Origin of the sequence: Corynebacterium bouchesdurhonense, from assembly GCF_900078305.2 — a bacterium.
Lineage (GTDB): Bacteria > Actinomycetota > Actinomycetes > Mycobacteriales > Mycobacteriaceae > Corynebacterium > Corynebacterium bouchesdurhonense.
Window position 1 is genome coordinate 511,380 of record NZ_LT546028.1, and the last position, 21,501, is coordinate 532,880.

The 21,501-nt window shown below is 70.5% G+C and carries 18 protein-coding genes; 13 read left to right on the forward strand and 5 right to left on the reverse strand.

What is annotated here, in order from left to right; translation table 11 throughout:
• The 8 genes from BN4252_RS07095 (at window position 1) to BN4252_RS07130 (ending at window position 8,554) form a co-directional block, all read left to right on the forward strand.
• Window positions 1-1,227, forward strand: a complete 1,227-nt coding sequence (locus BN4252_RS07095) for an McrC family protein (RefSeq protein WP_066528163.1) — start codon at window positions 1-3, stop codon at window positions 1,225-1,227.
• Window positions 1,228-1,422: 195 nt separating this feature from the next.
• Window positions 1,423-2,997, forward strand: coding sequence for an anthranilate synthase component 1 (locus BN4252_RS07100; protein ID WP_066528165.1), 1,575 nt, complete (start codon window positions 1,423-1,425; stop codon window positions 2,995-2,997).
• A complete protein-coding gene (locus tag BN4252_RS07105; protein WP_066528167.1) occupies window positions 2,994-3,635 on the forward strand; it encodes a glutamine amidotransferase-related protein in 642 nt (213 codons plus the stop codon). The genes BN4252_RS07100 and BN4252_RS07105 overlap by 4 nt, the downstream gene beginning before the upstream one ends.
• Window positions 3,628-4,656, forward strand: coding sequence for an anthranilate phosphoribosyltransferase (gene trpD / locus BN4252_RS07110; protein WP_066528169.1), 1,029 nt, complete (start codon window positions 3,628-3,630; stop codon window positions 4,654-4,656). Before BN4252_RS07105 ends, trpD begins: the two co-directional genes overlap by 8 nt.
• A complete protein-coding gene (gene trpCF / locus BN4252_RS07115; RefSeq protein ID WP_066528171.1) occupies window positions 4,649-6,070 on the forward strand; it encodes a bifunctional indole-3-glycerol-phosphate synthase TrpC/phosphoribosylanthranilate isomerase TrpF in 1,422 nt (473 codons plus the stop codon). Before trpD ends, trpCF begins: the two co-directional genes overlap by 8 nt.
• Window positions 6,048-7,343, forward strand: a complete 1,296-nt coding sequence (gene trpB / locus BN4252_RS07120) for a tryptophan synthase subunit beta (RefSeq protein ID WP_066528181.1) — start codon at window positions 6,048-6,050, stop codon at window positions 7,341-7,343. The genes trpCF and trpB overlap by 23 nt, the downstream gene beginning before the upstream one ends.
• Window positions 7,344-8,186: a tryptophan synthase subunit alpha gene (gene trpA, locus BN4252_RS07125; protein ID WP_066528183.1), complete on the forward strand. Its 843-nt coding sequence runs from the start codon at window positions 7,344-7,346 to the stop codon at window positions 8,184-8,186. It begins immediately after the preceding gene.
• Window positions 8,183-8,554, forward strand: a complete 372-nt coding sequence (locus BN4252_RS07130) for a Rieske (2Fe-2S) protein (RefSeq protein ID WP_066528185.1) — start codon at window positions 8,183-8,185, stop codon at window positions 8,552-8,554. Before trpA ends, BN4252_RS07130 begins: the two co-directional genes overlap by 4 nt.
• 36 nt (window positions 8,555-8,590) lie before the next feature.
• Here BN4252_RS07130 and BN4252_RS07135 read toward each other — a convergent pair whose 3' ends face one another.
• Window positions 8,591-9,673: an NADH:flavin oxidoreductase/NADH oxidase gene (locus BN4252_RS07135; protein ID WP_096877783.1), complete on the reverse strand. Its 1,083-nt coding sequence runs from the start codon at window positions 9,671-9,673 to the stop codon at window positions 8,591-8,593.
• A gap of 36 nt (window positions 9,674-9,709) precedes the next feature.
• Here BN4252_RS07135 and BN4252_RS07140 point away from each other — a divergent pair, with 36 nt between their 5' ends.
• Together BN4252_RS07140 and BN4252_RS07145 are read left to right on the forward strand one after the other, a co-directional pair.
• The gene (locus tag BN4252_RS07140) at window positions 9,710-10,693 is read left to right on the forward strand and encodes a bile acid:sodium symporter family protein (protein ID WP_066528193.1); all 984 of its coding nucleotides are present in this window, start codon (window positions 9,710-9,712) and stop codon (window positions 10,691-10,693) included.
• Window positions 10,694-10,705: 12 nt separating this feature from the next.
• A complete protein-coding gene (locus BN4252_RS07145; RefSeq protein ID WP_066528194.1) occupies window positions 10,706-11,011 on the forward strand; it encodes a hypothetical protein in 306 nt (101 codons plus the stop codon).
• 11 nt (window positions 11,012-11,022) lie between these two features.
• Here BN4252_RS07145 and BN4252_RS07150 read toward each other — a convergent pair whose 3' ends face one another.
• Genes BN4252_RS07150 through BN4252_RS07165 form a run of 4 tightly spaced genes read right to left on the reverse strand, consistent with a single transcriptional unit; the run spans window position 11,023 to window position 14,099 of the window.
• Window positions 11,023-11,361: a branched-chain amino acid transporter permease gene (locus tag BN4252_RS07150; protein ID WP_066528195.1), complete on the reverse strand. Its 339-nt coding sequence runs from the start codon at window positions 11,359-11,361 to the stop codon at window positions 11,023-11,025.
• Window positions 11,361-12,074, reverse strand: a complete 714-nt coding sequence (locus BN4252_RS07155) for an AzlC family ABC transporter permease (RefSeq protein ID WP_066528197.1) — start codon at window positions 12,072-12,074, stop codon at window positions 11,361-11,363. The genes BN4252_RS07150 and BN4252_RS07155 overlap by 1 nt, the downstream gene beginning before the upstream one ends.
• Entirely contained in the window at window positions 12,074-12,682 is a 609-nt protein-coding gene (locus BN4252_RS07160) for a YqgE/AlgH family protein (RefSeq protein WP_066528200.1), read from the reverse strand. The genes BN4252_RS07155 and BN4252_RS07160 overlap by 1 nt, the downstream gene beginning before the upstream one ends.
• Window positions 12,675-14,099, reverse strand: a complete 1,425-nt coding sequence (locus BN4252_RS07165) for a CCA tRNA nucleotidyltransferase (protein WP_066529294.1) — start codon at window positions 14,097-14,099, stop codon at window positions 12,675-12,677. The genes BN4252_RS07160 and BN4252_RS07165 overlap by 8 nt, the downstream gene beginning before the upstream one ends.
• Before the next feature lie 147 nt (window positions 14,100-14,246).
• Between BN4252_RS07165 and BN4252_RS07170 the strand changes: the two genes are divergently transcribed.
• The 3 genes from BN4252_RS07170 to BN4252_RS07180 are packed head-to-tail and all read left to right on the forward strand — an operon-like array spanning window position 14,247 to window position 21,421.
• Window positions 14,247-15,206, forward strand: a complete 960-nt coding sequence (locus BN4252_RS07170; RefSeq protein WP_230208601.1) for an NUDIX hydrolase — start codon at window positions 14,247-14,249, stop codon at window positions 15,204-15,206.
• Window positions 15,203-17,842, forward strand: coding sequence for a hypothetical protein (locus tag BN4252_RS07175; RefSeq protein WP_066528203.1), 2,640 nt, complete (start codon window positions 15,203-15,205; stop codon window positions 17,840-17,842). Before BN4252_RS07170 ends, BN4252_RS07175 begins: the two co-directional genes overlap by 4 nt.
• A gap of 42 nt (window positions 17,843-17,884) precedes the next feature.
• Window positions 17,885-21,421 carry a murein biosynthesis integral membrane protein MurJ gene (locus BN4252_RS07180; RefSeq protein ID WP_066528206.1) on the forward strand — a complete coding sequence of 1,179 codons (3,537 nt, stop codon included), beginning with the start codon at window positions 17,885-17,887 and terminating at the stop codon, window positions 21,419-21,421.
• Window positions 21,422-21,501: the final 80 nt, after the last annotated feature.

Sequence of the window (21,501 nt, forward strand, 5' to 3'; positions counted from 1 at the left end):
GTGCACCGGACCTTCAGGCTCACCGAGGCCTCCGACACGCAGTGCGAGATCACCCCGGCGACCGCGGCGTGGCTCAACAGCCTCGGCCACGCCTCGGCAAGGCCGCTGGCAAACGGCCAGTTCTTGGTCAACCCGGGCAACGTGTGCGGCATCTTCGGCAACGGCGACGCCACCTTTGAGGTGGCGCCGAAGACTACGGTGCGCAACCTCCTCGAGCTGGTGCTCTACGCCCGCACGGGCCTGAGCTGGGACCCAGGAACCGTGCAGGTGGAGCACGACTCGGTGCCGCTGCTCATGGCCGGGTACCTCGACCAGGTGGTCACGGAAGCACTGAGCGCTGGCGTGCTCAAGGGTTACGTTGCGGTGGACGAGACCTCGCGGTACATGCGCGGCCGGCTGCGCTTCGAGGATCAGCTCGCGCGCCGCTTCATGCAGCCGTACCCGTTGGAGGTGCAGACTACGGATCTCTCCCCGAACATCGCGGAGAACCAAATCCTTGCCGCGGCGCTCCAGGCCATGCTGCGGGTGGTGGTCTCCGAGATGGACAAGCGGGCGGAGCGTGAGGTGATGGTGGGGCGGCTGAGGAGGAGCGTCGCAAAGCTAGGCCCCCAAACCCCGATCCACGGCCGCATCCCAACCTGGACGCGCACCGTGCGCAACCGCCACTACTGGGAGGCGCTGGCGGTGGCGGAGCTGATCCTAGAGGGCGAGGGCCAGGCGCTGGCGGTCGGGAGCCGCGAGGGTGCAGGCGTGATCATCCAGACGTGGCGCATCTACGAGGCCGCGGTGGCCCGCGCGATGGCTGAGAAGACCGACCCGGCACTGGATACCGTGAGCGCGCAGTACGTGGAGCCGCTCGCGTCCAACCGTGCGGACCGCACCATCCGGCCGGACATTGTGGCGAGGTACCCGCACGGGCAGCTGTTGGTGATGGACACCAAGTTCAAGGACAAGGAGCCGCAGCAGGCGGACCTGTACCAATCCATCACCTACTCCCGCGTGCTCGGGGTGGAGGAAGTGGTGCTGCTGTACGCGGGGGAGCGGGACCCGGCGCACCCGGTGCGCTACGTCATCCGCCAGCCGGAGCACTTCGCTGGCACGCCGCGCGAGTCCCGCTGCGTGGTCACGGTGGAGTACCTGAACCTGGACCAGGATCTGGACGGCATCAAGCGGGACGTGTGGGAGCTGGTGGACAAGTACGACACTGCGGGGGCATCTCCTGAATAAATCAGGGCGCAGCGGAACATTTCCGCTAAGCTATTGCTTTGTGACGTTTCCGACTTCTCCCAAGTGGTGGTGGCTCGCCTAACTGGCGCGCCACCCAGAAGTCCCGGCCCGCCAGCTTGCACCCCAAGCGCCGCGGGCCTTTGCTCTAAGTACCCCGGTGCGCACGAACTCAAGCACGAACTCAAGGAAGTACCGATGAGCACATCCCCACCACGCTTCACCCGCCAAGAGGTGCGCTACCACGCGGACGCCTCCCGCCTCTTCGAGCACCTGGGCGGCACCGACCCGGCGGTGGCCACCGACTCGGTGCTGCTGGAATCCGCGGACATCACCACCAAGTCCGGCCTCCAATCCGTCGCCGTGCTCCGGGCGTCGCTGCGCGTGACGTGCGACGGTAACCGCGTGGCGGTCGAGCCGTTGACCGAGTCCGGCCGCGTGCTCGCCGCCCAGGTGGCCGAGCAGTTGGGGCAGTACGCCGCCGGCGGTGGCGTGTACGAGTTCCCCCGCGCGGGCGCGGAGGACGAGCGCGAGCGGCTCACGGCGCCCTCGACCGTGGAGGTGCTGCGCGCCCTGACCACCCGCACGGACTACGGCAATGCGGACTTCCCAATGCTCGCCGGCGGGTTCGCCTTCGACTACGTGGGCACGTTCGAGGACCTACCGGCAGTGGCGGAAGGCCCCAACACCTACCCGGACTTCCAGTTTGTGCTGGCCGAGGTGCTGTTGCGCGTCGACCACCAGGCGCAGACCGCGTACCTGGCCGGCGTGGACGCCGCGGGCGAGGGCATCGACCTCTCCGAGCTGGCGGCGAAGGTGGACGGCGCGGATTTCGGGGCGGGCGCCGCCGGCGGGCCGGCGGCCGAGCCTCAAGAGCCGGGGCGCGGGCTGCGGGTGCGCGCGGACGTGTCGGATGCGCAGTTCCGGGGGGACGTGGAGAAGCTGCAGGGCTCCGTTGAGAACGGGGACATCTATCAGGTGGTGCCGTCGAGAAGCTTCAGCGCGCCGTGCGCAGACGCGTTCGCGGCGTACGAGCGGCTGCGCGAGACCAACCCCTCGCCCTACATGTTCTACCTGCGCGGGCTGGACCGGGCGGGAGAGGCGTACGAGCTGTTCGGCGCCTCGCCGGAGTCCAACCTGAAGTTCGACGCGACAACCCGAGAGGCGCAGCTGTACCCGATTGCGGGCACGCGGCCGCGCGGGCTGAACCCGGACGGCACGGTCAACCACGAGCTGGACACCCGCATGGAGCTGCAGCTGCGCACCGACGCGAAAGAGGTGGCGGAGCACACGATGCTGGTGGATCTGGCGCGCAACGACCTCGCCCGAGTGGCCGCCCCCGGCACCAGGCAGGTGCGCGAGCTGCTGCAGGTGGACCGCTACTCGCGCGTCATGCACCTGGTCTCTCGCGTGACGGCGACGCTGGCGGGGGACCTCGACGCGCTGGACGCGTACCGCGCCTGCATGAACATGGGCACGCTCACCGGCGCGCCGAAGCTGCGGGCGACCGAGCTGCTGCGCGAGGTGGAGGGCGCGCGCCGCGGCTCCTACGGCGGGGCGGTGGGCTACCTCACCGGCTCGGGCGAATTTGACACCTGCATTGTGATCCGCTCGGCCTATGTTTCACGTGAAACGGCGGTGGTGCAGGCGGGCGCGGGCGTGGTGCGGGACTCGGACCCGCAGGCGGAGGCGGACGAGACCCTGCACAAGGCCTACGCCGTGCTGTCCGCGCTGGCGCTCGCCGAGGGCGCAACCCTGGAGGTGGAGAAGTGATTGTACTGCTAGATAACCAGGACTCGTTTGTGTACAACCTGGTGGACGCGCTGGTGGGGCAGGTGGACCAGGAGATGGTGGTGTACAGAAACACCGTCTCCGCCGCCACGGTGCTGGGCGAGGATGGCGGCGAGGCCCCGGACCTGATCGTCCTCTCGCCCGGCCCCGGGTACCCCGCCGATGCCGGCTGCATGATGGAGGTGATCGAGCGGGCCCAAGGCCGCATCCCCATCCTGGGCATCTGCCTGGGCTACCAAGCGCTGATCGAGCACTTTGGCGGACAGGTGCAGCCGTGCGGCCCGGAGCACGGGACCTCCGTTGGCATGGAGCTGTCCGACGCCGGGGTGGAAAGCGGCCTCTTCCAGGGGTTCACCACCGGCGGCGCCCCCGGCGACGAGGGACGCACCGTGCCTGTGGCCCGCTACCACTCCCTGGGCGCCACCGCCGCGCCCGCCGGTGTCCGGGCGCTTGCGTGGACGCCCACGCGCATCGGCGACGTGATCATGGCCGCCGAGAGCGAGGACGGCATGTCCCTCGGCCTCCAGTTCCACCCCGAATCCATCCTCACGCCGTGCGGCCCGCTGCTGCTCGAGCGCTGCGTGAACCACCTGCTTGCGAAAGGAGCCACCCATGGCTAGCGATACATCCCTCGAGGTCTTCCGGCGGTTCCTGGACAACCGCCAGCCCACCGTGGAGGAGGCCGTGGAGGCCTTCACCCCCCTGACAGTGGGCGACTACGACGACGTGCACATCGCCGCGCTCCTGGCCACCATCCGCACCCGCGGCGAGACGTTCCAAGACATCGCCGGCGCCGCGCGCGCGTTCCTGGCCGCCGGACGCCCGTTCCCGGTGACGGGGGAGGGGATCATGGACACGGCCGGCACCGGCGGCGACGGCGCCAACACCATCAACATCACCACCGCGGCCTCGCTGACCGCGGCCGCCGGCGGGGTGAAGATGGTCAAGCACGGCAACCGCTCGGTGTCGTCCAAATCCGGCTCCGCCGACGTGCTCGAGGCGCTGAACATTCCGCTGGACCTGGACCCCGAGCGCGCCGTGCGGCAGTTCCAGGAATCCAACTTCACGTTCCTCTTCGCCCCCGCGTATAACCCGGCAATCGCGCACGTGCAGCCGGTGCGCAAGTCCCTCGGCGTGCCCACCCTGTTTAACACCCTGGGCCCGCTGCTCTCGCCCGGGCGCCCCGAGTACCAGATCATGGGCATTGCCAACCCGGCCCAGGGCCAGATGATCGCGGAGACGATGCGCGAGCTCGGCCGCGGCCGCGCCATGGTGGTGCACGGCGCCGGCACGGACGAGATCGCGGTGCACGGCGAGACCCAGATCTGGGAGCTGGACCGGGAGGGCCAGATCACCTACTACACCGTCACGCCGGAGGAGCTCGGCGTAACCCGCCACTCCCTGGAGGACCTGCGCGGCGGCGACGGGGAAGAAAACGCCGCCATGCTGCGCGCTACCTTCGCCGGCGAGGGCCCCGCCGCGCACCGCGACGCCGTGGCGCTCTCCGCGGGCGCGATGTTCTACCTGTACGGCGTCAGCGACACCATCGCGGAGGGGGCCGCGCACGCGAGCGCATTGCTTACCGACGGCACCGTCCAGCGCTGGTTGGCCACTCACGAGGAGGCGGATTACAGTGCCTAACCCGAGCCCGCTGCCCACGGTGCTGGAGGGGATCGTCGAGGGCCGTAAACGTCACCTTGACGGAATCCGCCAACGCCTGGCACACGTGGATTTTGGCACATTACCTAAATCGGAGCGCTCCCTCTACGCCTCCCTGAGGCGGGAGGGGACCGGCTACATCATGGAGTGCAAGTCCGCCTCGCCCTCCCTCGGCACCATCCGCGAGCACTACGAGCCGGGCGCCATCGCCAGCGTCTACTCCCGCTACGCCGCCGGCATTTCCGTGCTGTGCGAGCCCGACCGCTTCGGCGGAGACTACGACCACCTGGCCACAGTGGCCGCCACCACGCACTTGCCGGTGCTGTGCAAGGACTTCATCATCGACGAGGTGCAGATCTACGCCGCCCGCTATTACGGCGCGGACGCGGTGCTCCTCATGCTCTCCGTACTCGACGACGCGGAGTACGCACGCCTGGCCGAGCTCGCCACCTCGCTGGGGATGGACATCCTCACCGAGGTGATCGACGAGGAGGAGGCGGAACGCGCCACCCGCCTCGGCGCGAAGATCTTTGGCGTGAACCACCGCAACCTCCACGACCTGAGCATTGACCTCGGGCGCTCGGGGCGCCTCGCCCGGCTCGCCCCGGCGGACGCGGTGGTGGTGGCCGAGTCCGGTATCCGCGACGTACAGACGGTGCGCCGCCTCGCCGGCCACGCCGACGCGTTCCTGGTGGGCTCGCAACTGACCAGCCAGCCGGACATCGACCGCGCCGCGCGCGACCTGGTCTACGGGCCGAACAAGGTGTGCGGCCTCACCGAGTGGTCCGCCGCGCAGGCCGCCAAGGCCGCGGGCGCGCGCTACGGCGGCCTCATCTTCGAGGAGGCCAGCCCGCGCAATGTTTCACGTGAAACGGCGCGCGACATCATCGCCCACGAGCCGGGCCTGGACTACGTGGCGGTGTCGCGGCGCGCCGCGGGCTACGCGGAACTCGTGCTCGAGGGCGTCACGGCCGTGCAGGTACACGCGCCGTACCAGGGTTCCGTGGAGGCGGAACTCGGACTCATCCAGCGGGTTCGTGCGGAGGTGGGGGAGAACATCCAAGTCTGGCGCGCCATCTCCATGACCACCGCGGCGGGCCCGGAGGTCGCGTCCGCGATCGCGGACGCGGTTGACATGCTCGTGCTGGACGCCCACCAAGGTGGCTCGGGGGAGGGCTTTGACTGGGCGGGGATCCCGGGCGTCGTCAAGCACAAAGCTCTCCTTGCGGGAGGCATCGGACCCGGCAACATGCGAGACGCGCTCGCCACCGGCTGCGCGGGCGTGGACCTGAACTCGGGCGTGGAGTACGCACCGGGGCGCAAAGACGCGGCGGCCATCCGGCGCGCGTTCACCATCATCGGCAACTACCACCATGAAGGAGACCACAGTGAGTGACAACAAAGCGGGCGGGTCGACCTTGCTGCCCGCGTACTACGGGGAGTTCGGCGGGCAATTCGTGGCCGAATCGCTGCTACCGGCGCTGGACCAGCTGGAGCGCGCATTTGTGGACGCGCTCGAGGACCCCGAGTTCATGGAGGAGTACCGCGGCCTCCTGCGCGACTACCTCGGCAGACCGACGCCCCTTACCGAGTGCCGGAACCTGCCTCTGGACGGCGCCAACGCGCGCATCTTTCTCAAGCGCGAGGACCTGGTGCACGGCGGCGCCCACAAGACCAACCAGGTGATTGGCCAGGCGCTTCTGGCTAAGCGGATGGGCAAGACCCGCATCATCGCCGAGACCGGCGCTGGCCAGCACGGCACCGCCACCGCGCTCGCCTGCGCACTGCTGGGCCTGGAATGCGTGATCTACATGGGCAAGGTGGACATGGCCCGCCAGGAGCCCAACGTGTACCGCATGCGCCTGATGGGCGCTGAGGTGGTGGGCGTGGAGTCCGGCGCGGGCACCCTGAAGGACGCGGTGAACGAGGCGCTGCGGGACTGGACGGCCACGTTCCACGAGTCCCACTACCTGCTCGGCACCGCCGCCGGCCCGCACCCCTTTCCCAAGATTGTCAAAGAGTTCCACCGGGTGATCTCCACCGAGGCGCGCGCCCAGATGCTCGAACGCATCGGCGCCCTACCCGACGTGGTGGTGGCGTGCGTGGGCGGCGGCTCCAACGCCATCGGCATGTTCGCTGACTTCATCGACGACGAGAGCGTGGAGCTGGTGGGCGCCGAGCCGGGCGGGGAAGGCTTCGGCGTGGGCAAGCACGGCGCCGCCATCGCCGCGGGCACCGTGGGCATCCTCCACGGCACCCGCTCCTACCTCATGCGCGACGCGGACGGCCAGGTGGAGGAGTCTTACTCCATCTCCGCCGGCCTTGATTACCCGGCGGTGGGCCCGGAGCACGCGCACCTGGCCAAGTCCGGGCGTGCCCAGTACGTCCCCGTGACGGACGAGGACGCGCTGCGCGCCTTCCAGCTCTTGTCGCGCCACGAGGGCATCATCCCCGCCCTCGAGTCCTCGCACGCCCTGGCCTACGCGCTGCGCCGCGCCGCCGAGCACCCGCGGGACGCGGAGCCGCTGCACATCCTCGTCTCCCTGTCCGGCCGCGGCGACAAGGATGTCGCGCACGTGCGCGCAACCCTGGACGAGCACGCCGACTGGGTGATCGACACCGCCACCGAACACGCCGGCACCGCCACCGAACACGCCGAGGAGAAGTAAATGAGCCGCTACCAATCCATGTTCGAGCGCCTCGACGCTAAGGGCGATGGAGCGTTCGTTCCATTCATCATGCTCTCGGACCCCACGCCCGAGGACGCCGTCGAGATCATCAGCACCGTGGTCGAAGCCGGGGCGGACGCGGTGGAGCTCGGCGTGCCGTTCTCCGACCCGGTGGCTGACGGCCCCGCTATCCAGGGCGCGCACGTCCGCGCGCTTGACGGCGGCGCCACCGTGGAGGGGGCGCTGGCGCAGATCCGCACCCTGCGCGAGCGCTTCCCCGATCTCCCCATCGGCATGCTCATCTACGCCAACGTGGCCTACGTGCGCGGCCTTGACCGCTTCTACCCGGAGTTCCACGCCGCGGGTGCCGATAGCATTTTGCTTCCCGACGTCCCCGTGCGCGAGTCCCAGCCCTTCAGCGACGCGGCCGCCGCAGCGGGCATCGACCCGATCTACATCGCCCCAGCCAAGGCCTCCGCCGAGACCCTGGAGGGCGTGGCCGCCAGCTCGCGCGGCTACATCTACGCCATCTCCCGCGACGGCGTCACCGGCGCCGAGAACGAGGCCACGGTGGACGGGCTGCGCGAGGTGGTGGACAACGTGCGCTCCTTCGGCGGTGCGCCGGTGCTCCTCGGCTTCGGCATCTCCCGCCCCGAGCACGTCGCGGACGCCATCGCTGCAGGCGCATCCGGCGCGATCACGGGCTCCGCCATCACCAACATCATTGCCAAGCACGTGGAGCACGAGCACCCCCGCGCGGGCCGCGTCACCGACATGGCTGCGCTGAAGGCGGAGCTGCGTGCGTACGTGCAGGAAATGAAGGCGGCTACGATCAAGCCATGACCTGTTCTCGACGCACCTTCATCCTCGGCACCGCCACCACCTTCGCCGGCGCCTTCCTAGCCGCCTGCGGCCAAGCGCCGTCCGACGAGGTGGCCAAGACCGAGGTCCCCGTGGGCAGCGCGGTGATCCTGGACCGCTTCATTATCGCCCAGCCGACCGAGGGCACCTTTGTGGCCTACTCGGCGGTCTGCCCCCACCAGGGCAACAAGATCACGGTGGTTAATGGGGACACCGTGCGCTGCACGAAGCACGGCTCGGTGTTCAGCATCGCGGACGGCTCCGTGGTCTCCGGGCCCTCCGACAAGCCGATGGCCGCCGCCACCCTGGAGGACAACGGCGCCACCCTCGCCGCCACCGCCCAAGGCTAGCGGGGGCCGCGGGGGCTCGGGGAGGTTTCGAGGCGGTTAAGCCCAGCCGCGGAAGTAGGAATCCGGGTAGGGCAGCTCGTCGCCGCTCGCCCCGAGCTCCGCGAGGGCGTCAAGCGCCCACTCGGCGTTGCGCAGGGCAGCGCGGCCGATCATCACCGCGTCGGCCTGCCCAGCCTCAACGATCTCCTCGGCCTGCTCCGGCTCGGTAATCAGGCCGACAACCGCGGTAGGCAGCCCGCTGGCCTCGCGCACCGCGGCACCCAGCTCCACCTGGTACCCGGGCCCAACCGGCACCTTTGCCTTGGCGTTGCCGCCGCTGGAGACGTCGATCAGGTCCACGCCGCGCGCCTTCAGCTCGCCGGCGAGCCACTCGGTGTCCTCGAGCTTCCAGCCCTCCGGATCCAGCCACTCGGTGGCCGAGACGCGGACGGACAGGGGCATGGTCTCCGGGATCACGCTGCGGACTGCCTCCACCACCTCGAGCAGGAGCGCGGCCCGATTCTCGCGGGACCCGCCGTACTCATCCGTGCGCTCGTTAGAGAGCGGGGAGAGGAACTGGTGAAGCAGGTAGCCGTGGGCGGCGTGGATCTCCACCAGGTCGAAGCCGGCCGCGACCGCGCGGCGCGCGGCATCCGCGAAGGCGCCGGGCACCGCGCGCACCTCCTCGGTGCTCAGCTCGCGGGGCTGTTCGTGGCCGTGGGCGGCGATGGGGGAGGGGGCGACGGTTTCCCACCCGCCGTCGCTAAGCGGAACGCTCCTGCGGCCGGCGAACGAAGGCAACATCGGGTACGAGGACGCCTTGCGTCCGGCGTGGTTGAGCTGGATGCCCATGGTGGCGCCGCGGGTGTGCACGAAGTGCACGATGCGGGCCCAGGCCTGCTGCTGCTCCTCGTTCCACAGGCCGGCGCAGTAGGGCGAGATGCGGCCCTCGGGCGTAACACCCGTGGCCTCTGCGATGATGAGACCGAAGCCGCCGGCGGCGCGCGCCCCGTAGTGCACCATGTGCCAGTCGCCGGGAAGACCGTCCTCGTTCTCGCATTTGTACTGGCACATCGGCGGCAGCCAGATGCGGTTGCGGATTTCTGCGGATCGCAGCGTGATCGGCTCGTTCAGTTTCATGCGTCCCACCATAGGCCCGCTTCGTACACTTGGGCTATGCCCGGATTTTTGAAAAAGCCCGATCCGCTGCTTGTCGGCATCGTCGCGGCCGTGATCATCGCGTTCGCGCTGCCCGCCCGCGGCACGTTTGCGGACGTGTTCGGCGTGGCCACCAAGCTGGCCATCGCGCTGCTCTTCTTCCTCTACGGCGCGCGCCTGTCCACGCAGGAGGCGCTGCGCGGCCTGACCAACTGGAAGCTGCAACTGACCATCTTCCTGTTCACCTTCGTGGCCTACCCACTCATCGGCCTGGCCATGCGCCCCAGCGCGGCGCTGATTTCCCCGGAGCTGTACCAGGGCATCCTCTTCCTCACGCTGGTGCCGTCCACGGTGCAGTCCTCGGTGGCGCTCACCGGCATCGCGCGCGGCAACGTCCCGGGCGCGGTGGTGGCGGCCAGCATGTCCTCGCTCGTCGGCGTGATCGCGACGCCGCTGCTAGTGATGCTGCTCATGGGCGCGGGTGACGGCGTGCACGTGGACGGCTCGGTGTTCGCGGACATCGCGCTGCAGCTGCTCCTGCCGTTTGTCCTCGGCCAGCTCGCCCATAACTTCCTGCCGCGCGTGGCCGAGGCCGCGAAATCTAAGGCCACCAAGATCGTAGATCGCGGCTCGATCTGGATGGTGGTCTACTCGGCTTTTTCCAAGGGCATCGTGGCCGGGGTGTGGAGCTCCATCTCGCCGTGGTCCATCGCGTTCCTGGTCGCGTTCTCAGCGGCGCTGGTGGTTGCCATGCTCTGGCTCACCCGGGCCCTGCCCGCGCGCCTCGGCTTCTCCGAGGCGGACATCGTGGCCATCCAGATGTGCGGCACCCAGAAATCCCTCGCTACCGGCCTGCCCATGGCCTCCGTGATCTTCGGCGGTGCCACCCTTGGCGTCCTCATCATCCCGCTGATGATCTACCATCTCGTCCAGCTGCTGATCTGCTCGGCGCACGTGTCCAAACTCGCCGCGACGCATCCCGCCGCCGAGACCCCCGAATAGAAGGCGTTTCACGTGAAACATTACGTCCGCATCCACTACCTGGTACCCGAGCTCGGCGCGGAGCTGATCAACATCGCAGAACTGGAGGAGCTCTCCAGCCGCGAGTGCACGATGGTCCGCATGATTGAGCTCGACCCGGCCGAGACCATCACCGGCATCTACACCGACGGCCGCGTCATAGGCCAGGCCAACCAGCCCCTCGGTACCGTCCCGCACCCCAGCACCTACGACCAGCTCGACGGCATCACCGCCACCCGCCTCACCGAGGCCGAGTTCGAGGGCCTGTGGGAGGAAGCGCGCGCGAAATTCCCGGGGTAGGGGCTGCTTGCTCAGAACACCCAGTTGACCAGGACCATGTAGCAGGCGGTCCCGGCGAGGATGGACAGGGCCATGGAGCGTCGCCAAGCGTGAAGCCCCAACGTCGCGGCGGCCGCGATGAGCGCGGCGAGCACCCCGCCGCGCGCCTCCGCTGCGCCGCTGACGGCGTAGACCACGAGCACCGTCATCACCCCGACGGGCATAGCCAGGCCCAGGAAGTCCAGCAGCGGGCTGCCCCGCAGGAGGCGCTTGAACGCGAAGGGGAGGGCGCGCAGGGCGATGGTCACCACGGCGACGGGCAGCAGCACCGCCCACACCATCGCAGGGGTCACGCCGGCGGGCAGGCCCATCAAATGTCCAACCCCATCGCGTTGTCCAGGCGCGGGGACCAAAACCGGGCCAGGAGAAGGACGAAGTACGCGGTGAGCGCGACCACCAGAAGCTGCCCGGGGAAGAGGAGTGCGGAGGCGATGCCCAGCAGGGCGGCGGTGATGACCGTGCTGAGGTCGCGGGAGGACTGGAACGCCTCGTACGCGAGGACGATGAACAGCGCGGTCACGGCGAAGTCCAGGCCCTCGATGTCCGGCGGGATGATGCCGCCCACCAGCGCTCCGACGATGCCGGGCACAACCCAGAAGAGCTGCACCACCACCTGGATGGTCATCAGCCGGGTGCCGGTGAGCCGCGTGGAGCGGGGCAGCGCGGAGACCACCGCGTAGGTCTCGTCGGTCAGCGCGTAGGTGCCGTAGACCTTGCCGGGCGTGGAGCGGATGAGGTGCAGAGGGTAGGTGAGCCCGTAAAAGATGTGGCGGAAGTTCACCATCAGGCCGGTCACCGCCGCGGAGAGCGGGCCCACCCCGCCGAGCACCATGTTGAGCGCGACGAACTCCATGGAGCCCGCGTAGATCACGGTGGAGAAGATCGGCGTCCACCACCAGGCGAAGCCGCTCTGCGTCATGAGCAGGCCGAAAGCGAGGCCGAGCGGGATGAGGCCTAGGCCGACGAGCCAAATATCGCCAAGACCCTTGCGGATCTCGGCCGATGTTTCACGTGAAACGGCCATTAGTTGTCCTCGAGGTCCGCCGGGAAGGTGGCGAAGAGGGGCAGCGGCATGGCCTGGCGGCGCATCACGTCGCCCCACAGGTCGGCGGCGCCGGGCGCGACCACGTCGGAGGGCAGCGCGGGGGCCACGAACCAATCGCCCCGCTCGATCTCCTCCTCCAGTTGGCCCGTGTCCCAGCCTGCGTACCCAGCGAACACGCGCATGCCCTCCAAATCGCCGGCGAGCAGCTCCGGGTCCGCACCCAAATCCACGTGCACCAGCCGGTTGGCCAAGCGGGTGAAGTGCGGGTGGCCCGCGATGTCCACGCCGCTCGCGCTCACGCCCACCGCAACGGCAGCCTGCGGCATGACCGGCCCGCCGATGTACAGGGCCTGGGGCGAGGCGACCAGCTCCACCCAATCCGGCATCACGTTCTGCACCGCCACGTCACTGCGGCGGTTGAGCACCACGCCCAAGGTGCCGTCCACGTCGCGCTCGATGATCAGCACCACGGTGCGGGCGAACTCCGGGGCGGGCATGCCGGGCGCGGCCACCAGCAGCATGCCGGGGGCTGGCTCCTCGCGCTCCAGCGCGTTGAAGAGGCGGTCCGCGTAAAAGAACTCAGGCATTGGTCTCCTCCCACCAGCGCTTCAGTTCGGCCACGGCCTCGTCGTGGTCCAGCTCGCCGCGCTCTAGGCGCAGCTCCTTCATGTACTTCCAGGCCCTGCCCACGTCGGGGCCGGGGGAGAGGCCGAGGATCTCCATGATCTCGTTGCCGTCCAGGTCCGGGCGCACGCGCGCCAAGTCCTCCTTCTCCGCAAGCTCCGCGATGCGCTCCTCCAGGCCGTCGTAGGTGCGCTGCAGCCGGCGCGCCTTCTTCGGGTTCCGGGTGGTGCAGTCGGCGCGCACCAGCTTGTGCAGGCGGGGCAGCAGGTCACCCGCGTCCGTGACGTAGCGGCGCACGGCTGAGTCGGTCCACTGGCCCTCGTCGAAGCCGTGGAAGCGCATGTGCAGGTACACCAGCTGACCGATGTCCTCCGTCATGTGCTTCGGGTACTTCAGCGCGCGTAGGCGCTTGCGCGTCATCTTCGCGCCCACCACCTCGTGGTGGTGGAAGCTCACGCCGCCGCCCTCCTTCTGCGCGCGGGTGGCGGGTTTGCCGATGTCGTGCATGAGCGCCGCCCACCGCAGCTTCAGGTCGGGGCCCTCGTCCGGGTCCTCCAGCTCCGTGGCCTGGCGCAGCACGGTCAGGGAGTGCCGGTAGACGTCCTTGTGCTGCATGTGCTCGTCCTGCTCCAGCTGCAGCGCCGGGATCTCGGGCAGGATGTGGTCGGCCAGGCCGGTCTGCACCAGCAGGTCGATGCCCTCCCAGGGCCGCGCCCCGGCCATCAACTTGTCTAGCTCCGCCTGCACGCGCTCTACCGTGATGCGGTTGATCTCTTCGGCCATGTCGCGCATCGCGTCGTACACGCGCGGGGCGACGGTGAAGCCCAGCTGGGAGACGAAGCGGGCCGCGCGCAACATGCGCAGCGGGTCGTCCCGGAAGGACACCTCGGGCGCCTGCGGCGTGTCCAGCCTGCGCGCCAGCACGTCCTCCAGCCCTGACACTGGGTCGTGGAACTGCGGCTGGAGGGTGCCGTCGACAAGCGAAAGCTCCACCGCCATCGCATTGCACGCGAAATCCCTGCGCACCAGGTCGGCCTCGATGCTGTCGCCGAAGGTCACCTCGGGGTTGCGCGTCACACCGTCGTAAAGGTCTGCGCGAAAGGTGGTGATCTCCACCTGCTGCCCGTGGCGGATGCCGCTCACCGTGCCGAACTCGATGCCGGTGTCCCACGTCTTCTCGCCCCACGCGTCGAGGATCTCGCGGATGGTGCCCGGCCGTGCGGAGGTGGTGAAGTCCAGGTCATGGCCCGGCTTGCCCAGCATCGCGTCGCGCACCGGCCCTCCGACCAGGAACAGGGACTCGCCCCGCTCGGCGAAGGCGCGCGCGAGGGGCTCGAGGAAGGGCCTTTGCTTGTCGACGCTCCCTTGCACCCGCGCCATCACCACCGCCGCCGCGTTCGGATCGGCGGGGTCTGGCAGATCGAATACTTCCGGGTAGGCATCTGGCGTTGTCACTTGGAACACGATACCTGCGCCACCGGCCCGGCAAGTACCACGGCCACGGCCGGGCCGGATACGATGAAGCGAATGAACGAGAACACTCGGCCCGTCCCGGGTCCCGCCGACCCCCGGGAGCGCTCCCAGGGCGAGCAGCGGCGCGCGGACGGCGGGGGTTCCGGCGGCGGCTCCAGAAACGGCGGTTCCGGAAACGGCGGCTCCGGCAATGCCGGCGGCGGCGCGAAAGCTGGCGGGTCACACCCGAAGCGCCGGCGCCGCCGCGGGCGCGGGGGCAAGGGGCGCAACCCGCAGCGCGGCGGGGAGCAGCGCACCGAGCAAAGCAGGGAACAACGTGCCGAGCGCACCGAGCGCACCGAGCGTTCCGAGCAGCGCGGCACCGGCGGCCAGCGCCAGGGCGGCTCGGGGGCCTCTGGCGGCGGCCAGCGCAGGCGGCGGTCACGCGGACGGGGCCCGTCCAGCCGCGGCGGCTCGCGCCAACAGCAACAGCGCCGCCAGCACCAGTACCAGGACAGGTATGACTCCAGCATCGACACCCGCGACGAGACCTCTGCCGGCGGCCTGGTGGTCTCCGGGATGGCGGAGGCGGTCGGCCCGAACGGGGACGTGGACCTCTCCCAGATCTACGCGGCGCTGATCGGGCGCCTGGACCGCCGCGGACGGCTGCTGTGGTCCATGCCGAAGGGCCACGTGGAGGACGGCGAGCACCAGTGGCGCACGGCCGAGCGCGAGGTGTGGGAGGAGACCGGCATCTCCGGAGAGGCCTTCGACACCCTCGGCACCATCGATTACTGGTTCGTCTCCGAGGGCGTGCGCATCCACAAGACGGTGCACCACAACCTGCTGCGCTTCGTGGACGGCGAGCTCAACGACGAAGACCCGGAAGTGACCGAGGTGTCCTGGGTGCCGCTGAGCGAGCTCATCGAGCGCCTCGCGTACGCCGACGAGCGCAAACTGGCGCGCATCGCCGTGGACCGCATGCCCGATCTGGCCAGAAAGGAAGCCGAGGCCGGAAGGGCGACCCCGCGATGAGGCAGCCGGCCCGGCTCGCGGCGGGTGCGGCGGCCGCCTCCGCGTGCGTCCTCGCCGTCACCGCGGCCGCGCTGCCGGTCCCGCTCGACCCGTCCCACTCCGACGTCGCGCAGCAGTGGGTTAACCCCAACATCAGGCCGGGGGAAGGCGAGGTGGGGGAGCTTTCGCTTGTCGACGCCCCCCAGCGCCAACAAAACGGTATGTTTCACGTGAAACTTCACGTGACCAACCGCTCGGATGCGGCCCTCACGGGCCTGGCAGTGACCCCGCGGCGCGGCCCCGCCACCGGCTCAACTGCGGACCAGCGCGTGGCAGCCGTCGCCCAGGCCAGCGAGTACGCCATAGTGGGGCGCGCGCGCGAGCTCGAATCGGACTTGGACCCCGGCGAATCCGCCGAGCTCGACCTCGAGGTGGACCCGGGCGAACTGCCCCTGCCAGAGGGCGGGACGTACCCCCTGCTCTTCGAGCTCACCGACGGCTCCGGCACCACCCTGGACAGCGAGCGCTTCCACGTGGCCGTGCCGGGGCCCGTTCCCGAGGGCGCGCAGCCGACGGGCGTGACCGCGCTGTACCCGATCTCGGCGCCGGTGGATATCCTCCCTGGCGAAACGGGCGAAGCACCCGAGAGCCCGCCGCTCGTGCTCGCGTCGGAGCAGCTGGCGGACCAGCTTGCCCCCGGCGGGCGCCTCGACTCCCTGGTGAGCGCCTACCTGCGCGCCACCGAAGACCCAGCGGTGGGGGAGGCCACCTGCGCGGCGCTCGACCCGGCGCTGATCGACACCGTGGACCGTATGGCCCACGGCTACACCGTTGCCGACACCCGCGCCCCGGTGGTGGACGAACCGAAGCGCCTGCGCGACAGCTGGGGCAGCGCCGGCACGGGCGCCGGGGCGGACCAAGGCCGCGGCGCCGGGGACGCGGCAGCGTGGCTGGAGAAGGTGCGCGCGCTCTCCGCGCGCGGGTGCACCGTGGCACTGCCGTGGGCGAACACCGACATCAACGCCGTCGCGAGCACCGGTGATCCGTGGCTGATGCGCGAGGCCGTCGAGCGCGGGCCCTTTGTACTCGGACGCGTTCTGGGCCGCACTGGCACCCAGAACGTGGTTGTGCCCGCCGGCGGATACGCGGCAGCGGAAACGGTCCCGGCGCTCGGCTGGGCAGACCACTCGCGCTCCACCATCCCCGCCGAGGGCATGAGCGGCTCCTGGGACCGGGCCGTGGCGGAGGCGGGCAAGACCGGGCCGCAGGGCGGCGGAGACACCGCGCAGGCGGGCGACGGCCGCAGCGCACTCGACCGCCAGGACCCCGCGGCCCCCGGGTGGGCCGCGGCACCGCAGCCCGCCCAGCCCGTGCGGGTCCTCCTGCCAGCGGGCACGGTGGACCGTGCCCCGGACCCGGCCCCCGAGACCGACCCGCAAACCGGGGAGCTGAAGTTCAAGACGCCGGCGCAGCGTTTCGCCTGGCTCGAGCCCGGCATCATGGCCGTGCGCTACCAGGACTCCCTGGCGGCGACGCTGGCACAGGTGGGGGAGCACCCGGAGACCGCCGGCTACGCCGACGAGCACCTGCGCTACAACTACCGCCTCGACTCCCCGGCGGCCCGGCGCGCGAACGCGGACGCGGCGGTGGAGCTGGCGGTGCGCTCCGGTTGGACCTACCCAAACCGGCCGCCGGGCGAGCCGGTGCTGCTCAACCCCCCGGCGTCCTGGGACGCGGAGTCCGCGGCCACGCTCCTTGGCGCCCTGGCTTCCACCATCGCCACCGGCGAGGCCCGCCCGGTCACCCTCGCCACCTACATCACCCCTCCTGCCGGCGCCGAGATCCCGCAGGCAACGCGGGTGGGCACGGAGTACGCGGACCCCGCCGCCTACACCGATGCGGAGCTGCTCTCCGCTACCCAGCAGGCGCGCTTTATCAACGACCTCTCCACACTGCTCGCACCGGACCCCTCGATCGCCCTGACCCGCTACGGCTTCACGCTGCCGCTGCGGCGGGACATCCTCTACGCCTTCTCACCCCCGGCCCGCCGCAGCCTGGACGGCTACACCGCGGCCGCGGAGACCACCGCGGAACGCCTCAGCGGGTCGCGGGCGACCTTGAGCGAGCTGCGCTCCGCGGTCACCCTCATCCCGCCCGGCAACGTCTACACCCGCACCTCGCCGTCCAGCCCGCTGCTTATCGTCGCCCGCAACGGCATGCCGCTGCCCGTGGACACCGCCATCGGCTACACCAGCGAAGACGGCGCCACGCTCCACACGCCCGAGCAGTTGCGCATCCCCGCCCGCGGATCGGTCACCGTCCAGATGACCGCGGACCTGCCGGGCAACTCCAGCAGCACGAACCTCTCGCTCTACCTCGCCGGCCCGCGGGGCGACGCCATCTCCCGCCCGGTGGAGATCTCCGTGCGCACCCCGAGCCAGGCGGTGCGCGGCTGGATTCTCGTCGCTCTCGGCGCGGTGGGCCTCGCCCTCATGCTGCTGTACTCCGTCGGCATGCGCCGCAAGCGCGCGGGAACCGGCGCCGGCCGGGACGCGGGGCCGCCGCGGGGCGCGCCGCCGCCGGGGACCGAACAGCCGCCGCCGAAGCCGCGGCAAAGCCCCCGCAGGCCGAGGGAGCCTGACCAACGGGCCACCTGAGGCAGCACCGCCACCGCAACACCTTCGAATGGAGTAAACGACGTGACACAGCCGGACAAGCAGCGCGCTGGCCTGCGCCGCCGCATTGTCGAGCCGGCGCCGCCCGCGCCCGTGCCGGTGCCGCGCACCCCCAAGCCCGATGCGGCCCGCGCCGAGGGGGGCAAGCCCGACCGCTCGCTGCTCACCACCAGCCCCAAGGGTGAGACTATCGCGCCGCCGGTCCCGGCGGAAACCACCGCCACCGGGGCAATGAGCGCCCAGGGCGAGGCCGCCGCGCAGGCCGCGGCCGCCACCGCCGTGGACGCCGCGGGCGGCGGTGCGGGGGCGGGCCGCCCTGGCGAGGAGGGCACGTCGAACGAGGAGGTGGTGCGCGCCACCGGCTCGATGGCGGTGGCCACGCTGATCTCGCGCATCACCGGCTTCATCCGCACCGTGCTCATCGGCGCGGCGCTGGGCCCGGCGGTCGCCTCGGCCTTCAACACGGCCAACACGCTGCCCAACCTGATCACGGAGATCGTGCTCGGCTCTGTGCTCACGGCCCTGGTGGTGCCGGTGCTGGTGCGCGCGGAGAAGGAGGACGCGGACCACGGCGCCGCCTTCATCCGGCGGCTGTTCACCCTCACGCTGACCCTGATGACGGCCGTGACGCTGCTCGCCGTCGTCGGTGCCCCGCTGCTCGCGGAGCTGATGGTGGACGAGGACTCCAAGGTCAACCTCGTCCAAACCACCTCGTTCGCGTACCTGCTGCTGCCCCAGATCTTCTTCTACGGCACATTTTCCCTCTTCATGGCGGTGCTCAACACCAAGGAGCACTTCCGGCCGGGCGCGTGGGCGCCGGTGGCCAACAACCTGGTCTCCATCGCCGTGCTGGTCGCGTACATGGCGCTGCCGGGGAGCCTGAACCCCGCGGCGCCGGCGTCGATAAGCAATCCGCACGTGCTCCTGCTCGGCGTCGGCACCACGCTTGGCGTGGTGGTGCAGTGCCTGATCATGCTGCCGGCACTGAAGAAGCTGGGCATCGACCTGCGGCCGCTGTGGGGCATCGACGAGCGCCTGAAGCAGTTCGGCGGGATGGCCCTGGCGATTATCACGTACGTGGCCATCAGCCAGCTCGGTTACGTGGTCACCACCCGCATCGCCGCCAACGCCGATGCCGCCGCGCCCATCATCTACCAGCAGCACTGGATGCTGCTGCAGATGCCGTACGGCATCATCGGCGTCACCCTGCTCACCGCTATCATGCCGCGATTGTCCCGCAACGCCGCGGACGGCGACGACAAGGCGGTGGTGGATGACCTGACCATGGGCACGAAGCTCACCTTCATCGCCCTGATACCCATCATCATCTTCATGTCGGCGCTGGGCCCGGACATCGGCCGCGCCCTGTTCGCCTACGGATCCTTCGACCCGGAGGCTGCCGACACCCTGGGCTTAACCATCGCGTTCTCCGCATTCACCCTGATCCCGTACGCGCTGGTGATGCTGCACCTGCGCGTCTTCTACGCGCGCGAGGAAGCGTGGACGCCCACCTTCATCATCGCCGGCATCACCGGCACCAAGGTCGTGCTGTCTTACCTCGCCCCAATGGTGGCGGACAGCCCCGAGCACGTAGTGGTGCTCCTGGGCGCTGCCAACGGCTTCGGCTTCGTTGCCGGCGCGCTCATCGGCGGGCAGCTGCTGCGCCACAAGCTGGGCACACTCGAGGTCCGCTCGGTGCTGCGCACCTCCGCCTGGGCGATCGGCGCCGGACTGGTGGGCATCGCGCTCACCCTCGGCCTGCGCTGGTTGCTTCGCGACGCCGCCGGGGTGGACCTCGCCCGCGCCCTGGCGGAGCTGATCGGCGCCCCGTCTCTGGGTCTGCTCATCGAGGTGGCGCTGCTAGGTACCGTCTTCGTGGCCGTGACCGGCCTAGTGCTGTCGCGCTCGAAGCTGCCGGAGGTGCAGAACCTTGCCGGCGCGCTGGCCCGCATCCCGGGCCTGAACCGCCTGATCAGCCCGGACGAGGAGCTGGCGCTGGACACGGGCGTGGTTGACCCCCGCGACGTGTCCAACCAGTTCCTCGCCTCCGACACCTTCAACGCCTCCCCGGTGCCGCCGCCCCTGTCCGCCGGCGTGGTGCGCGGGCCGCGGCTCGTGCCTGGCGCGCTCGTCTCGGACGGGCGCTTCCGCCTCATCCGCGATCACGGCGCCACCACCGGCGCCCGCTTCTGGCAGGCGCGCGAGGTGGCCACCGGCAGGCCCGTGGCCCTCACCTTCGTGGACACCACCGGCGCCTCCCCGCTCATGCCGGCCAGCCCGCGCGAGGCCGCCATCGAGGCCGCCGGCGTGGCGCGCAGGACCCGCAAGCTGGCCAAACTCAACCATCCCGCGATCGCCGACAATATCGAGGTGCTGTCCTACCGCTCGGGCGCGCTGATCGTGGCGGACTGGGTGGAGGGCACCGCCTTGAAGGCGGTCGCGGAGAGCGGCCAGACGCTGCACACCGAGGCGGTGGCCAACGCGCTCGCCCCGCTCGCCGGGGCGCTCGCCGCGGCGCACTCGAGCGACGTCCCGGTGGGCCTAGACAACCGCCAGCGCTTGCGCGTGGACACCGACGGCAAGGTGCGCGTGGCGTTCCCCGCGGTGCTGCCGGAGTCCACCGCCGCCCGCGACGCCTCCGCCTTTGCCTCCGCGCTGGGAGTGCTCACGGCCAACGTGAACTCCCGCGCGCTCGACGAGCTGGTGCAAAACACCCGCGCGCTGGTTGACGCGGGCGCCATCGAACCGCACGATTTCCGCGACATCCAGGCAGCGCTGCGCCGCGAGGCCAACTTGCCCGGCACCGTCACCGCCGCCGCGCCGGCACGCCCCGCGGGCGGTTCGACCATCATCCGCCTCGACCACCTCGAGCCCGCGGAGGAGCCGCGCGAGCCCGCCGAGGTGCGGGGCGGCTTCGGGGCCCGCCGCTACCGCCCGATCACAGTGGTGGCGCTCACGGCGCTCGCGGTGGCGTCGGTGGTGGCCATCGCCGCGCTGACCACCTACCTGGTGGGCTTCATCTCCGGCGACGACACCAGCGGCCCCGTGAACCAGGAGTCCGTGCAGGGCGTCACGCAGACCGCCGGCTCGCAGACCCCAACGTCGCGCGCGTTGCCCGTGGTCATCGGCCCACTGCAGGCGCAGCTGCTCGTTGCCCCCGATGCCCCCGACACCCCGCCGACCGGGCCCGTCGCGCACGTCGCGGACGGGGACACCGCCACCACCTTCACCGCCCCGCCCGGCAGCACCCTGCTCCTGCGGCCCCGCTCGGGGGAGTCTTTCGCCCTAGAGCATGTGCTTGTCGACGCCTCCTCCGCCACGCCCTACCAAGTCCTCGGCCTGCCCGCGGGCGTGGCGGACGACCCAGTCGCCGCCCTCGCGGGGGGCTCGCTGCCCGTCCTCGCGGAGGGCACCCTCCACGCGGGCCAGAACAACATCGATGCGGCCCCGACCGGCGCGGACGCGGCGCAGGAGATCACGGCGGTGCTCCTGGCGTTCCCGGCAGATGAGGCGGCCGAGCTGCGGGAGGTCTCAGTAATCGGGTACACGCAACGCGGGTGAGCACTGAAGTGCGCGCCCGAAAGGGGGCAGGGGGGCGCGCGGCGCGGCAAAGTAAGGGCGAGTAACGCCCGGGGGAGACA